The 15678-nt window shown below is 33.6% G+C and carries 17 protein-coding genes and 1 riboswitch; of the genes, 5 read left to right on the top strand and 12 right to left on the bottom strand.

Features of this window, described 5'->3' with window-relative positions; genetic code table 11:
* Positions 1–24: 24 nt before the first annotated feature.
* From NiCM35_RS12230 to NiCM35_RS12220, 3 genes are all read right to left on the bottom strand, one after another.
* On the bottom strand, positions 25–1302 hold the full coding sequence (locus NiCM35_RS12230) for a Glu/Leu/Phe/Val family dehydrogenase (RefSeq protein WP_095331805.1): 1278 nt from the start codon (positions 1300–1302) through the stop codon (positions 25–27).
* Between the two features lie 589 nt (positions 1303–1891).
* On the bottom strand, positions 1892–2473 hold the full coding sequence (locus NiCM35_RS12225) for an adaptor protein MecA (RefSeq protein WP_095331803.1): 582 nt from the start codon (positions 2471–2473) through the stop codon (positions 1892–1894).
* 154 nt (positions 2474–2627) lie between these two features.
* A complete protein-coding gene (locus tag NiCM35_RS12220; RefSeq protein WP_123257852.1) occupies positions 2628–3416 on the bottom strand; it encodes a metallophosphoesterase in 789 nt (262 codons plus the stop codon).
* A gap of 282 nt (positions 3417–3698) precedes the next feature.
* Between NiCM35_RS12220 and NiCM35_RS12215 the strand changes: the two genes are divergently transcribed.
* From NiCM35_RS12215 to NiCM35_RS12205, 3 genes are read left to right on the top strand one after another with little or no spacing between them, the layout of a single operon-like run.
* Positions 3699–3920 (top strand): spore coat associated protein CotJA, encoded by a 222-nt coding sequence (locus NiCM35_RS12215; protein ID WP_095331799.1) that lies wholly within the window; start codon positions 3699–3701, stop codon positions 3918–3920.
* A 7-nt stretch (positions 3921–3927) separates the two neighbouring features.
* Complete coding sequence (locus tag NiCM35_RS12210) at positions 3928–4188, top strand: spore coat protein CotJB (RefSeq protein ID WP_047940343.1); 261 nt, start codon at positions 3928–3930, stop codon at positions 4186–4188.
* A gap of 46 nt (positions 4189–4234) precedes the next feature.
* Positions 4235–4804, top strand: coding sequence for a manganese catalase family protein (locus NiCM35_RS12205; protein ID WP_095331797.1), 570 nt, complete (start codon positions 4235–4237; stop codon positions 4802–4804).
* Between the two features lie 385 nt (positions 4805–5189).
* Here NiCM35_RS12205 and NiCM35_RS12200 read toward each other — a convergent pair whose 3' ends face one another.
* The 5 genes from NiCM35_RS12200 to NiCM35_RS12180 all read right to left on the bottom strand — a co-directional run bounded on the left by NiCM35_RS12200 (position 5190) and on the right by NiCM35_RS12180 (position 9726).
* Entirely contained in the window at positions 5190–5654 is a 465-nt protein-coding gene (locus tag NiCM35_RS12200; protein ID WP_338068393.1) for a DUF2663 family protein, read from the bottom strand.
* 114 nt (positions 5655–5768) lie between these two features.
* Positions 5769–6509, bottom strand: coding sequence for a LysM peptidoglycan-binding domain-containing protein (locus NiCM35_RS12195; RefSeq protein WP_163186165.1), 741 nt, complete (start codon positions 6507–6509; stop codon positions 5769–5771).
* A gap of 80 nt (positions 6510–6589) precedes the next feature.
* Positions 6590–7174 carry a CPBP family intramembrane glutamic endopeptidase gene (locus NiCM35_RS12190; RefSeq protein WP_095331791.1) on the bottom strand — a complete coding sequence of 195 codons (585 nt, stop codon included), beginning with the start codon at positions 7172–7174 and terminating at the stop codon, positions 6590–6592.
* Positions 7175–7183: 9 nt separating this feature from the next.
* Positions 7184–8677, bottom strand: coding sequence for a RecQ family ATP-dependent DNA helicase (locus NiCM35_RS12185; protein WP_123259276.1), 1494 nt, complete (start codon positions 8675–8677; stop codon positions 7184–7186).
* Positions 8674–9726 (bottom strand): YpbB family protein, encoded by a 1053-nt coding sequence (locus NiCM35_RS12180; protein WP_164463644.1) that lies wholly within the window; start codon positions 9724–9726, stop codon positions 8674–8676. The genes NiCM35_RS12185 and NiCM35_RS12180 overlap by 4 nt, the downstream gene beginning before the upstream one ends.
* A gap of 314 nt (positions 9727–10040) precedes the next feature.
* On the opposite strand from NiCM35_RS12180, the gene NiCM35_RS12175 reads away from it, so the two are divergent.
* On the top strand, positions 10041–10289 hold the full coding sequence (locus NiCM35_RS12175; RefSeq protein WP_047940337.1) for a ferredoxin: 249 nt from the start codon (positions 10041–10043) through the stop codon (positions 10287–10289).
* A 397-nt stretch (positions 10290–10686) separates the two neighbouring features.
* On the opposite strand, the gene NiCM35_RS12170 is transcribed toward NiCM35_RS12175, so the two are convergent.
* Both NiCM35_RS12170 and NiCM35_RS12165 read right to left on the bottom strand, forming a co-directional pair.
* Entirely contained in the window at positions 10687–11268 is a 582-nt protein-coding gene (locus NiCM35_RS12170; protein WP_047940335.1) for an ECF transporter S component, read from the bottom strand.
* A gap of 169 nt (positions 11269–11437) precedes the next feature.
* Positions 11438–11572: riboswitch (FMN riboswitch) on the bottom strand.
* A gap of 264 nt (positions 11573–11836) precedes the next feature.
* Positions 11837–12592 carry a M23 family metallopeptidase gene (locus NiCM35_RS12165; RefSeq protein WP_123259275.1) on the bottom strand — a complete coding sequence of 252 codons (756 nt, stop codon included), beginning with the start codon at positions 12590–12592 and terminating at the stop codon, positions 11837–11839.
* Between the two features lie 711 nt (positions 12593–13303).
* Between NiCM35_RS12165 and NiCM35_RS12160 the strand changes: the two genes are divergently transcribed.
* The gene (locus NiCM35_RS12160; protein WP_123257857.1) at positions 13304–13504 is read left to right on the top strand and encodes a hypothetical protein; all 201 of its coding nucleotides are present in this window, start codon (positions 13304–13306) and stop codon (positions 13502–13504) included.
* Between the two features lie 351 nt (positions 13505–13855).
* Here NiCM35_RS12160 and NiCM35_RS12155 read toward each other — a convergent pair whose 3' ends face one another.
* Together NiCM35_RS12155 and sigX are read right to left on the bottom strand one after the other, a co-directional pair.
* Entirely contained in the window at positions 13856–15040 is a 1185-nt protein-coding gene (locus tag NiCM35_RS12155; protein ID WP_171509700.1) for a GerMN domain-containing protein, read from the bottom strand.
* Complete coding sequence (gene sigX / locus NiCM35_RS12150; protein ID WP_095331781.1) at positions 15018–15563, bottom strand: RNA polymerase sigma factor SigX; 546 nt, start codon at positions 15561–15563, stop codon at positions 15018–15020. The genes NiCM35_RS12155 and sigX overlap by 23 nt, the downstream gene beginning before the upstream one ends.
* Between the last annotated feature and the right edge of the window lie 115 nt (positions 15564–15678).

Raw genomic sequence — 15678 nt, 5'->3', positions numbered from 1 at the left:
AATCAGCAATAGATTTAATCAAATTTATATCCAACCACGGAATCTAGATGCTTCCGCCATTTTTCTAACCCCCACCATATATGCTGCCAGCCTCATATCAACTCGACGTATTTTGGCAGTATCATAAATGTTTTTAAAGGACTTACTCATTACTTTTTCCAGTCTTTCTTCCACTTCTTCCTCTGTCCAATAATACCCTTGATTATTTTGGACCCATTCAAAATAAGAAACAGTTACTCCGCCAGCTGAAGCTAATACATCTGGAACTAATAAAATTCCTCTTTCTGTTAAAATACGAGTAGCTTCTAATGTAGTTGGTCCGTTCGCCGCTTCTACAACAATACTTGCTTTAATATTATCTGCATTATGTTCTGTGATTTGATTTTCTATCGCAGCAGGTACTAAAATATCGCAATCCAACTCCAATAATTCTTTATTTGAGATGGTATTATTAAATAAGTTTGTAACAGTGCCAAAACTATCTCGTCTATCTAGTAAATAGTCAATATCTAATCCTTCAGGATCATGTAAAGCACCGTATGCATCCGAAATACCAATTACCTTCGCTCCAGCATCATGCATAAATTTAGCCAAAAAGCTACCCGCATTCCCAAATCCCTGTACGACGACACGCGCTCCTTCTATCTCTATCCCTCTTCTTTTTGCAGCTTCTCGTATACAGATAGTAACACCTTTAGCCGTTGCAGTTTCTCTTCCTTGTGAACCACCTAATACAAGTGGTTTTCCTGTGATAAATCCAGGGGAGTTAAATTCATCAATTCGGCTATACTCGTCCATCATCCATGCCATAATCTGTGAATTAGTAAAAACATCTGGAGCTGGAATATCTTTAGTTGGTCCAACAATTTGGCTGATTGCTCGTACATATCCCCTGCTTAATCTTTCTAATTCACGAAAAGACATATCACGTGGATCACAGATAATGCCTCCTTTTCCGCCACCATATGGAAGATCAACGATTCCACATTTTAGACTCATCCAAATAGAAAGTGCTTTCACTTCTGTTTCCGTAACATTAGGATGAAAACGAATTCCTCCTTTTGTTGGTCCCACGGCATCATTGTGTTGAGCGCGGTAGCCTGTGAAGATTTTTACAGTCCCATCATCCATCCGTACTGGAATTTTGACTGTCATCATTCGAATCGGCTCTTTTAATAATTCATAAACTTCATCTGAATATCCAAGTTTATTTAAAGCTTTATGAATTACTGTTTGTGTTGATTTCAAAACATCGTGTTGCTCTTCTACATGATTCTTCTCATTAGATTTGTTGGCTACCATTAATAAATCCTCCTAAAAAACTACTTGTAGTTATCCACTGCAGTTCTTCTTTATAAGAATAATTATTTAGCTTCAATAGAATGCAAAACATAAATACAATTTTATTTGCTAATTCTAAGCACAGTATACACTTTTACTTACATTATGCAAGATCATTTATTTACTTATTTAGATTTATACGAATCCCTTCCTTTCAGAAGGCTTTCATTCCATAATATATTCTTTTTTTACTGTGATAAACTGTTTTTTCCCCATTGCTAGTATCAGTATATTCAATTAAACGATTCTTTGTCCTACCTCACCCTCATTTAATTATCATTAATTCCTTTTTCTTCTACACTTTCCCATACAGCTTTTCCTGAGGCTAAACAAAAATCTAGTGGTGAAATACTATTATGTATCTTCCCCATTCCATTTTAACACTTTCAACAAGTTTTACCAATCATCAACTAAGAAATTTTTATGTACAAAATCCCCTTTAAACACACAAAAAAAGATAGATAATTCCAAACTCCGTCGAAGTTCCTATATCCCCGTTATCTGAGATTAACTTCAAAAATTGGAATTGTTCTACCTTGAAAATGGCTGATTAAAAAAAATGTACTAATGTTTCAATGGCATTATCCTTTTTGATGACATTCCCATATTCTTCAATAACATATATACTTTTTAAACTCGCTTCTCCAAATTCACTTAGAATAGCGATAATTTGTTCTTCCTTAAATGAAGAAATATCGACAAAACATAAATAATACCTTTCATTTAAATTATATAAAGAACCACCCTTAAAATTATTTTGCTCTAACTGTTTTACCGCATCAATTACATATTCTATATCAGTAAACTCATATAATATATCCACTGTTTCTTCTACCGTCACTTGCATCTCTAAAAAGCCCTCTGATAATAATTCTTCCGTATCCAATTCATTTTCACTTATTGTTAAGATCATTACCATTCCTTGTGCTTTCATGGAAAATATCTCAACTGCTACCGATCCGTGTATCTCCATATCAAATATGTCATTTGCTTCTTCTAACATTTCATGAAAAAAATACTGCCACTTTATCGAGTCTTTCCATATATCTTCCTTGGTCAATCCACGTTCATACAAATCATCTGTGGTCAGATGGATTTTAATTCTGTTGCTATTTAATCTCTCCAAACGCATGACTACGCCTCCTGCCTGCTCCTTGAAAAAACTCTTAGTTCAGTTTATGAAAGAAAGCAGGAATCGGTGAGTAATATTACAAAGTGGAGGATGATATATAAAAGCCAAGCATTCAAAAAGAAATGTTGGCCAAATCATCATCCATGTTGGAAATTTATTTATCCATTTGTTTATGTTGAATTTTGATAATATGTGTTTCTGGATGTGCGCCGAGCCTTAATGGAATGCTTGTCGTGCCATATCCATTACTGACAAATATAGTTGTATTTCCAATTACTTTCGTTCCTCCTAATTCGTATGGACCAAATCCCAAAATTCGAATTTGGCCACCATGGGTATGGCCACTTAACACTAAGGAAATCTGCTCATTCTCTTCCATCTTTTCCACTATTTTCGGATTGTGACTGACTAATATTTTAAAATCACTATCCTCCACTTCCTCTAACGCTTTTTCTAAATCATCATATTCTAATGAATAATCTTCGATACCGACTAAGGACCAGCTTTCCCCATCTGCAGATTGAAAAGTTATTGCTTTATTATTCAATAAAATAATACCTTCATCTATTAATAAAGTCTCCAAAACATCTCGGTCTATCTCATAGTCATTATTTCCCCAGACAAAATAAACAGGCCCGATTTTTTTTAACTTCCGCAAATTGTCACGTGTCTTCTCCAACTTTACTCCCTTCTCTAAAAGATCTCCACCTATTATCACTATCTCAGCTTCATTCACCGCCTCGTTAATAACAGAATCATCAATTGATCTTCTATGAATATCTGAAATAAAGAAAAGAGTGATTTCACGGAAGGAAGCAGGGAAATTAGGAAAATAAAACATTTCATATTTAACATGGTTCTCATTTGCCATTTTTCTCATATGTAAAATTAAAGCAATCCCTACCAAAACAAGCAAAACAAATCCAACAAGTACATATATCATAAAGTCCCCCTAACTTTCTCCATCTGAATAAGGATAATGTTTATATTTTAATACATCTCTTACACGAAATACCATTTTCAAGAAAATTTTTCTATATTCACTTCCCATCTATACAGCTCCGAATGATAAGTTATTTACTCAAGAATTTCAGCTTCTCTTTTTCCTTCCCTTCATCTATTCATACTTAAACCAAAACCAATTTGCTGCTTTATTAAAAGCAAGCATGTAACTAAATCTTTCAACATAAGATGTAAAGTAAATTAAAAAAAAGGAGGGAATTCTATGTCTTCATTTTATAGAGAATATCACCCTTATATCAGTCCATTTGATCCTTGCCCCCCCATAAAAACAAAGGTTTTTTCCACACCGCCTAATTTATTTTTAGGTTTTCAGCCACCACATCTGCCCCAATTTAGTCCTATGGAAGCATTAAAAGCAGGAACCTTATGGAAGGCATTTTATGACCCATACTTCAGCCCATATGAAAAAACGAAAAGGGAGTGAAAAGTCAATGAAGCAGTTGCCACCAGAATATTATCAATTATTAGAACAGCTTCAAGCTGTAGACTTTGTATTAGTTGAACTTACTTTATATTTAGATACTCATCATTATGATCAAGATGCCATAAATCAATTTAACCATTATGTAAAAGAAAGAGAAAAATTCAAAAAAATATATGAAAATAATTTTGGACCTTTATTACAATTTGGAAATAGCCCATCTGGTTCCCCATGGGATTGGGATGCTGCTCCTTGGCCTTGGCAAGTATAAAAAATATGTTTCTAAATAATTTTGCGATAAAGGAGAATGAAACCATATGTGGATATACGAAAAAAAATTACAATATCCTGTTAAAGTAAGTACTTGTAATCCTATGCTTGCTAGATTTTTGATTGAGCAATATGGCGGGGCAGACGGAGAACTAGCAGCAGCATTAAGATACTTAAATCAGCGGTACTCCATACCTGATCGGGTTATTGGGTTATTAACAGATATAGGAACAGAAGAATTTGCTCATTTAGAAATGATTGCGACTATGATCTATAAACTGACAAAAGATGCCACTCCAGATCAGCTAAAAGCTGCTGGACTTGGTGACCATTATGTCAATCATGACCACGCCTTATTCTACCATGATGCTGCTGGAAATCCTTGGACAGCAACGTACATACAAGCTAAAGGAGATCCCATCGCAGATCTGTATGAAGATATAGCAGCTGAAGAAAAGGCGAGAGCTACTTATCAATGGATTATTAATATGAGTGATGACACAGATTTAAATGATAGCCTTCGTTTTCTAAGACAAAGAGAAATCGTCCACTCGCAACGATTTAGAGAAGCAGTAGAAATTATTAAAGAAGATCGTGCCCAACGGAAGATATTTTAGTGTTTTCTTTATATAAATACAGTGCAGGGTCACAAGTTTTCCATTCAGAGAGAAATGCTTAGATATACCAACAATATTTCGTATGACTGTTTCAACTTTTTATTCATATAGTCATTATAAGCAGACTGAATACACTTCGCTTTCCAAGAGACGAGCGCCAATTTTCCTCTGCGTTCCTGCGGGGACTTTCTCGCAAGCTCCCATAAGAGTCTACGTGTATTTTAGTCTGCTCCGTTTTTCCTAATAATTATTTTTTGTGCTGGAACTGAGTATTATCTATTTAATTATATTTCCGCTTTTTCAACTTAACTACTTATAGATATAAGATATAAAGCAGATATTTAAACAAGTAAGAGGATATGTAATCTTCCCACCTAACTAATTGTCACTTCGCTTGATGGAATAAATTGATGTCATATGATTCTTTGATTGTATTATAAATTTCATGCCGAACATTCCAAGTCTCACTATTTCCGAATAAATCTTTGCTTTTATCAATAAATTCACAGCGTAAGTCATGGTATTCCTTTTCTGCTTTGTCTCTTTTTTGTCTCATGACATTCATATACCCAAATGCTCCAATCAACAGAAATAAGAGATATAAATTTGCACTCTCTTCTACATATACAGAAAACATGACTGCAAATGAATGAGAATATGGGATAGCTATATGTTTATACAACCAAATAAAATAACAAAATGACGCAAAAATAGTAAACCACATAATAAACAAATGCCGATTTTTTAATTTATCATATTTTTTCTTTTTCTCAATGATTTTTAGGAGAACCTTTTTCGTCGTTCCATCCAAATCATATCTTTCAGGGAAGATTGATCGTTCCAAAGTCACTTCCTCCTTTAAATAGCACATCAAGTCTGATTTACCAAGCGTTGTATGTATAAACAATAATTCCAACACCTTTACTTAACTATATGTGGAGGAAGGACAAGTTAGAATAAGTTATTATGGTTCCATGATAATTTTTAGCGTTTGCCCTAATTGCACTTGATCTGTTGTCATATTATTGGCTGCTTTGATTTTCCCCATACCATCTCCATTGGGATAATATTTTAAAGCTATTCGATATAAATTTTCACCCTTTGCTACTGTATGGTACACAATTTTTTCATTAGGATTTGTTTGACTTGATTCCTCTTCTTTTTGCTTCGGCTCATTTTCTACCTTTTTCTCTGAACGTTGCTTTTCTTCTTTTTGTTCTTTTTGTTCTTTTTGTTTCTCTGCTTCTTTTTTCTTTTCTTTTTCTTTTACATTTTCATCAGCTTTTTCTTTGAATTTATCTGCAGGAATTTCTTCTTTTTTCACTGTTGAATTACTTTCAATTACAAGTTCGTCTTGATTATTGTCACTATCGTCAGGTGTTGTTTTATTATTAGGTGAGTACCCTTTTTGAATATTTACATTTTCAAATACTCCTGAAGTATTCTCTGTTGATAAAAGATTGGAAATATCTTTACCATTTAATATTAATAATAAAGCTACTGGTAGTAAAATAAATAAAAATGCTAACAAGCTAATAATTGGTATCTTTATTTTTTTCTTCTTATTTTTGTGAACAGTACTTCTTGATGGGAGGGAAGATTCTTCTCTTTCCTCTGTAACTGGTACTTCTTCATCACTTGTCACTTTCTTTAATCTTTGTTTCTGTAATTCTGCCTGAACTCTATATGGATCCTCTTTTTTCATAAACATCCCATCCTTACAATTCCCCATAAAATCCCCAACTAAAAGGAGCGGTTATTCCATAGACATTTCCCTTGATATACTCAACTCTTTTGAAATAATTTAAATCGAATAATACAACCGAGTAGGAAATCAATAAGAAAATGCATAATCACTGTCACCCAGAGATTTTCTGTTACTTCAAATAAGATACCGATAACAAAACTTACCAATATGACATTCATAAATAAAAAAGGATTAAATAAATAGCGGTAATGCATCATAGCAAAAAGGAGACAACTTAGCAGCAGTCCTAAATTCGTCTGGATTACTCCTCTAAATAGTATTTCTTCACTAAATGCTACCATTAATGCTATGAATGCAATATGAAAAGGATTCCTATTTTGAAAGACTCGCTTATTCACGCCACCATCATCGTGGTAATGTTTAGAAAATCGTATCATCAAGAATATATCTATTCCTGTTATTGCTAATCCTGCTATTAAACCAATGATAAAATCTGTCTGTTCATACTTAAATACTGTTGTTAACGGAGGTTTCGATTGAAAAATAAAAGTATACAGTATGAAAGCGACAATAAGGAGAATAAATTGTGTTATATACACATTTTTTATTAAGTCTCGGTCTGACAATTGATTAATTAGGGCCGTATATTTTGCTTTATTCATTTATATATCCTACTTTTTTATATTTAAAATAAATGCCAGCTGACTCTTCCAATCCACTAGTACCTCGTCATCCTCCATGCTTTTTTTATGATAGAAATTGGATAACTCTATTCCACATCTATCACAGCAATTTTCATTTTCTTTGCTTTCGTACTTTTCTCCGAAATACTCTAATATATACCTTCTCCGGCAAGATATAGAGTGTAGCCATTCCATTAGGTCTTGCACTTTACGTCTTTTTTCATTTACCCGATTTTCTCTAAAATCATTATATAATTTTAGAGAATGCAATAGCTCGGAGACCGTTTTATTATTCGGTTCAATATAAGACTCCAACACGCGCCATTGGGTCTCGGTAAATAGCATTTCTAATTGATATCCCTCTTTTTTCTGCCATGCTTCAAATGAAGGGAAATTTTTTAAGCGTGCTTTCCACTGATTGATTTGTAATTCATCTGCCAATTCCGATTCAATTAACTGATAAGCAATCCACTCATCGCCTGGAGTATACAGGATGATGGAAACACTCGGATTGCCATCTCTACCAGCTCTGCCTATTTCCTGAAGGTAGGATTCTAATTGTGTTGGCAGATGATAGTGAATAATAAAACGAATATCTTCCTTATTAATCCCCATCCCAAAGGCGCTTGTTGCACAAATAACATCTAATTGTCCTGCTAGGAATTGCTGTTGAACAAGAATACGATCTTCTTGTGTCATCCCGCCATGGTATGCCATTATTCGTTTGGAAGATTTCTCTTTTAAAAAAGCTACTGTTTGTTCAGCTAGCTTTTTGCTAGAGAAATACACAATTCCTTGCCCATCAAGCCTTTGAATATATTCTAAAAGCTTGTCCACTTTTTCTTGAACGTGTGAGACTTCTTCTATATTTATAGCAATATTTGCTCGATCGACAGAATAAATGATTTCTTCTACCATTTCTAGATGTAAGGACTTTATAATATCCTCACGAACTGCTTCCGTTGCTGTTGCGGTTAGAGCTAAAGTTAAGGGATTATTTAATTTTTGTCGAATCTCCCCTAATTTTTGATAATCTGGTCGAAAATCGTATCCCCACTGGGAAATACAATGGGCTTCATCAATAACGAATAGACTAATTTCCATTTTTTGCAGCTGGTCAATGATATGTGGAAATGAAATCATTTCTGGGGATATAAAGATATACTTATATTGCTTAATTTGGCGTAATACTTTATTCTTTTCTGTCGGGTTCAAAAAGGAATTTAAAGCAACGACTCTTTTTTCCCCTTTCATTTTCATTTGCTCCACTTGATCCTGCATGAGTGACAAGAGAGGAGAAATAATAATTACCGTTCCCTCCAAAAGCTTGCCAGCTAATTGATAACACAAAGACTTTCCTGTCCCTGTTGGCAGCATCGCTAATGTGTGCCTCTTGTTAAGAATGGATTCTATCGTTTCTTTTTGCCCACCTCGAAAAGCACTTAACTGATAGTACTTTTTTAAGATTGCTTCTAAATTCATGAAAAATCACCGTATCCTGCCATCACTGCACGTATTTCAAAGTAGGAAACATCTGCTAATTGCTGCTTAATTACCTTTAAAGATTTAGAAGGCGATTGTTCCATACATGCTTTGATTTTTGTTATATTCTCACTGCTCACTAAATTAGCCATAGGAAAGTTAGGCACATTCAACAGTATTTCAATAATATGATCTTCAATTGTACTTTGTTTTAAATTTCTCACGCGAACAATTTGCTCGATACTTAACCCCTTTTGAATTAAATTAAATGTTTTAGCCGTTGACTCCGTAAGTGTAAATGGTTTCTTACCTTCCTTAATCATTTGACTTAACAGTGGAAACTCCCCCTTATCAGATAGAATTTTTTCTATCATGTAATGAAGAATAGCAAGGAAAGATAACTGATAATAGTAAGGATCTAGTTCCAATTCTATTGCTGCTTGCTCTGAAGTTAGACCTATTCTATCACTTCCGGTTAGTCGGATAATAAGAAGTAAAGGATCTAATTCACTCTCTTCCAGACAGTTAACTATTTCTTGGTAGAGATAGTGATTCATTTTACTTCTATCTATAGACGACATAGTATATAAAGTATCCTTCAACCATAGTTGTGTTGCAGGATTTCTTTGTATCGGCATATAGTGATTACTTTTTTTCGATAAGTGAGAAGTAACTTGTACAAATAAAGAAAGTCTTTGCCAATATGGCCCAGTTACTGAATGATATCTCCAGCCTTTCAAATATCTAGGAAATGGATTTTCCTTCAGTAATACTTCTAATTCTAGCTTTCTATCATTTTTAACAAAATAATGATTTTCTCCTGTTTTTTCCAGCCATTCTTCCTTATGTAAAGTATAGATTATTTGATCCAGTTGCTCTCTTGTTAATAAAGGGAATGACTGAAATAGGGAGGTCAGCTGAAAAATATGGATATCTTGGATGGTTTGGGATGACTTTTTTCCATTTAATATATGAAGAATAGAGTAAATAGTTCTTTCTCCATTCATTTTATATAGACACTTTAAAATGATCATTTTAAAAAAGGACATATTTTCATCTTCCTTCAGTTTGACAAATTTTGTTGAAATTTGTTTGTAACATTTCTTATATTTTACCATGAATTTTATTTTATAGTGTAATTTGATAACACATCCTTCACATATTTTTCAATGAAAAGGACTTTAAATACATTGGGAAGCGTTTGAATTTTTGACTATTTTAAGAAAGGTAGTTCTTATTTTCTACTTTTTATCTTTCTTTTATATTGAAAAGTTAAAGATTCAGTCTTACAATAAGATAATAGTAAGGAGTATGCTAGTCATGTATATACTCCGTATGAATAACACTGGAGGTTTTTTTACTCATGGCAAAATATACAATTGTTGATAAAGACACATGTATTGCATGTGGAGCTTGCGGAGCAGCGGCACCTGATATTTATGACTACGATGACGAAGGGATTGCTTTCGTTATGTTAGATGATAATCAAGGAACAGTGGAAGTACCTGAAGTATTATTAGATGATATGTTAGATGCTTTTGAAGGTTGTCCGACAGATTCGATTAAAGTGAGCGACGAATCCTTTGATGGAGATCCTCTTAAATTCGAATAGTGCTCTTTATCATACACAGAACAGAAAGGGATAATAATTCCTTTCTGTTCTTTTATATTTAACGGTTCGAGCCATAAAAAAAAACAGTTCAGATAGACACTGAACTGTTCAGCTTGTTGACAAAAGGAATTTAGGAAATGCAAATGGAATTATTATGCATTGATTGGAGTGGAAGGGGTGAGACTCCTGTGGGATCTGCGAGACAGTCTGAGACCCTGCAGGCCTTTAGGGCGAAGCGGCTCAGCGCGAGCCCCACGGAAAGCGAATCCCTGCAACGGAAATCAACTCTTATTTAAAAGAATGTATATGTATAAACTAAGACAAACTCCTAATTACTGAATTAGGAGTTTGTCGACAGTCTGAACAGTTCAGATAGACACTGAACTGTTTTTCTTGATTAAACATTTCTGGAAGGGATTTGTTTATTAATCCATACACCCATTTTTGAAAATACTAATGCAAAAATGATAGAAATGATTACTCCTTTTAACAAATTGAATGGAATAATCGCTGAAAGAACCGTTTGTTTTAATAAAGTTGTATCAGTCGGTATTTTCATTAATGTATTATAGAATGGCAACATAATAAAGTAATTAAACAAACTTAATAATCCTGTCATTATGATAATACTAAGGGCTAAGCCGATAGCCATTCCTTTTTTGGATTTAATTGCATTATACATAAAATAAGTCGGTAAGATGAAAGAAATTCCAGCGATAAAATTCGCGAAATGACCAACAGGAATTCCAGTATCACTTCCGGTTATTAAATAATCTAATATATTTTTAATCAACTCAACTAATATTCCAGCCCCTGGACCTAAAATAAGTGCAGCAACTAAAGCTGGAATATCGCTAAAATCAACTTTTAAATAACTTGGAAAAGGTGGGATCGGAAATTTGAGCATCATTAGCACATATGCTAAACTACTCATCATCCCAATTAAAACATACTTTCTTACATTCATTTTTTTCTTCATTTTCTTCTCTCCTTCTAATTAGGATCCATCTACCTAAGAAGAAAGATTCAGCAATTTATTAGGAATGCACCAAATAAAAAACCCTCAAGCTCTAGAGACTTGAGGGAGTAATTAAAGGTACGCAAACTTAATAAACGTTCTTAATAGATAATTTGAACGATTGCAGAACCTCCATCTTCTCCCATCCAGACTTTACTGTCGGTTTTGGAATTTCACCAAATCAACCTACCGTAGTAGGGTCACGGACTTTGAGTACAAACTCATCACCGTCGGTCGGGAATTTCACCCTGCCCCGAAGATAGACCAATATTAATTTGTTTTATTACATAAGTTATTATACCCTAAAGAATAAATATTTGTGAAGAAGTTTGCTTATAAATTCAAACTTTGTTCATAAATTCACAAATATTGTCATTTAAACTCAAAAAGAATTCACAAAATACTATTATATTTATTCATTACTAGAACATAGTATCTTGTGAACTCTTTTCGTGGTTCATCACTCAGAAAAGCTCACTTTTTTACCTTTCTTTATATAGTTTTTATGTATAATCCTCACTTGTGTCTTCTAAAATAAAAGATACTTACTACTTTTCAAATAAATACTTGCTTTTTTGTAGGGTATCGTCGATAATTCCGAGTTATCTTCTTCTATATTAATTTCCATTTCCTCTATACTTCTCCTTATGTATTCTTTTTCTAACTTCTTTTCTTCCTCGTGAACTAAGTTCGCATGTGGTCTGTGGGGAAGGTTTTCGGATCGCTCTGTTATGGCTGCCTCACTCTCTTCTTCCACAGCTATTTTCACTGTCTGTCCTACCTCTACTTCTCCTAAAACTAAAAATGGATTAATAGCGTTTTCCTTTGCAATAGTCCACTCTTTATTATGTATTTCAAAATGCAAATGAACACCAGAAGACTGTCCTGTATTGCCCATTTCACCGATTACTTCTCCTTTTTTTACCAATTGCTTTTCCTTTGCGAATCGTTTATTCAAATGAGCATAGACCGTTTCAAGGTCATTTTTATGTTTAACAAAAATAACATTTCCATAAGATTGGGAATAATAAGATCTGGTTACAATTCCTTCATCAACTGCATAAACGTCTTCTCCCAAATTTCCTGCAATATCTATTCCTTTATGTGCACCATTTCTAGTATTAAAGGTATCCGTAATAATTCCTTCACTGGGCCAAGTCCACGTTTTTGTTCGTTCCGCTAAGGAGAAAGACTGTGCTTGAGAATGCTTCCCTCCTAAAAATAATAAACTGATGAACAAAAGCATAATAGCAGCTATAAGAATCCTCCTAATATAGTCTCCCATTTGGTATCCTCCTATTCTGTCCGTGCCCGACATTCTATTTATGATCGTGTTCTGTTGAATACTATCTATTCGCTTTTGGTTGATAAAATATCATACCAATCGTTATAAAGAATTCCACAAGAAGAGAAGATTTCTTTACAAGAGCGCTTAACTCACTATCCTATTCGCTTATCAGCATTCTATGTATGTTTTAATCGCCTGCAAAGATATATAGAATACTCTCCACACAAGTTTCCTATCTGTCCCTCTCCAATCTTCTCTTTCAACTTATGAGTACATGTTAAAGGTTAGAACTATAGAATACATAGAGAAAAATGCATATCTTTCTTATGTATGTGCCAATAGCTGATTTTAATTGGAAAGAGACAAGATATATTGTCTACATTCTTTCTGATTTTATTCTAGGGTAATTAAAACATCCTAAAAAATGGATAGCGAGACTAAGGGGTAAACGTAAAAAACATAACCATTAGCAGACCTCATATTGGATTTTTTATATTTTCTTTCTTATGTATGGCTGATTATGGATATTCATACTAAGTACACTAAAGTTCACTTCTTATATAATTCTTATTTTCAAACAAGTTTTTTGTAAATTTATGTTAAAATAAAATAGAATGTTAAAGAATTGTTCTTAATCTTTTGGAGATTTAGGTTATACAAATATTCTCTTAATACTAATAGGAAAAAGCTATTAAAGGAGTGTACAGTTTGAAAAAAAATATTAAAAGGAGAAGTGGAAACTTAACATTTGTGAGTGTAATCGCTGGAGGAGTAGCGGGATGGGTAGTCCATACTGGATTAAGTATTATTAGCACTACTGATATGACCCATTTATATGGAATATCTATTTTTTTAGGAGTTATTGTTGGTCTATTGTGGGATATAACTGATAAGTTAAATAATGATTAAGCATCTCTATTTATATATCATTTATCTGAAAATTTATTCATTATATAGGTTTTTAGTAGTTCGAAATAACGAAGTGGATCGGCGCTCGTCCTATGGAAAGCGAAATGTATTCAGTCTGCAGATGATGACCACACACTTTCTTTCTTAAATGAAATAAAACTCCAGAACAATTATTCGAATTTTTAGGATATACATATAATTGTTCGGAGTTTTATTTTGTTGAAATACTTATGTCAAACCCTATCTTAATATGTTTTTTCTCTATATAAAGTGCTAAAGCACGTAAATGAACGATTGTAATATTATCTTTTATATAACTTTACTAGTACTAATAAAAAAGATTCTCTTTTATTATTGCTCAATATCAACTTTATTGGCGGCAACCGGAACATCTAATTCTTTCGTTAGCTCAAATCCACCTACTTCTTTAACATTGGTATTCTCAAACTTTACTGTAGAATATTTAAAATCTTTCGCTGTTAATAAAATGGACTCAATCGCATGTAATGTTTTTTGGTCTTCTTCCATTTTACTTTCATTAGATAAATGAACAACTAGTTCTCCCTTATTCTCGTCTTTTGAAACCTTATCAATATCAATAGTATCAGGGATAGAAGCTACCAAACCATGTGTCTCCATATTATCTTCCATGGCATCAAAAGCATTTTCAATCGTATCATATGGCTTTTCCCAAGGCACATATAATGGTTGATCATCTGATTCATCATTCTCTAAAAGAAAATATGCTCTATTCTCTAATGGTTTATAATCAATACTTGTTTCTTCGCGATTTCCTAGTACTGCTCCTAGTTTACCGTCTGTATAAAACTCCATTTTCTTGGCGCCAATGGTTTGTAACTGCTGCTGAACCATTGTATTAAAAAAGTCTTCAGAATGTGAACCAAAATTTGCAAAATCCTGTTTCACATTTACTTCGATGTAATCATCTCTTAAATCATATGCAAACAGCTCTGGACTAATCGGAAAATTGCTGCTTAACTGTTTGTTAACACCTATTACTTTCTTCACGTTTTCAACATACAAATCAAATCTAGACAGCTGATTTGGATTTTCTACTAAAATGCTGACAGGAACAATAACTTGGACATTTTTATCTGGTATTGGATACGTTAATAATTCTTGCTTTCCTACCTCATTCTCGTAAATAGCCGATGGGATGAGTGAAGTAGTTCGTCTTTCTTCTTGTTCGTCTGCCATGTCATAATTTTCACTTTCAGCGGTCTCAGCTGTATCATAGCTTTTATTTTTCATTTCAGCAGAATTATCAGCCATCTTGCTTTCACCCTTAAAGGAGTCCTCTCTATTACTATCAAAGAAGCTTTGACTAATAATGAACAGGAGCATAACCGTACATACAGTGGCCAGAACAGGCATTAATCTGCGCGATTTTCGTTCTCTCTTCCTTTTCATTTGAATCGTATGATAGATGAATTCTGGACTTCTTTCATCTTTTATATACGGCATTTGTTTAAGCACCAGTTTAATTTTGTCATCATTCCACTTTTGTTTCGGCATAAGAATCCTCCTCTCCATCGTACTCTTCTAAAATGCTCCGCAGTGCTTTGAGGGCACGGTGCTGGGTTGTTTTGACTTTGCTTTCTGTCCATCCTAGTGCTTTGGCTGTTTCAGCAATAGATAATTCTTGAATATACCGAAACACAATAACCATCCGTTGGTCTACTGTACAATATTGCAAGGCATGATAAACACCTTTTACTTCTTCTGATTGCAAGGTGATTTCTTCTGGTAAAAATCCATCTGCTTTTACTTGCTGTTTCGACCAGTCGAACTTATCCATGATACGGTCTTTCCAATTTTTTTGTTTGCGAAAGTGGTCTATTGCGACATTCCTTGCAATACTAAATAACCAGGTTTTTTCAGAGCTTTTCCCCTCAAAGCGATGATAAGATTTAAGTACACGAATATAGACCTCTTGCATTAAATCTTCGGCCGTTTCTTTATGGTTCACCATATAAAATAAAAATTGAAAAACGTCATGATGATACTTATTATAGATTTCATCAAAAACGGAGTTCATCTCATTCCCTCCCCCGTTCACTATATTAGTCGTAAATATAACTTATTTAGTTTCACTCGTTATATGTAATTATTCCATTAGTCTGTAAACACAAGAAAAGATGCCCAGAAAAATT

This window comes from Niallia sp. M35, assembly GCF_050971705.1.
Taxonomy (GTDB): Bacteria; Bacillota; Bacilli; order Bacillales; family Cytobacillaceae; genus Niallia; species Niallia circulans_A.
The sequence above is the reverse complement of the archived record's forward strand: the minus strand, read 5'-3'. Positions and strand labels throughout refer to the sequence as shown.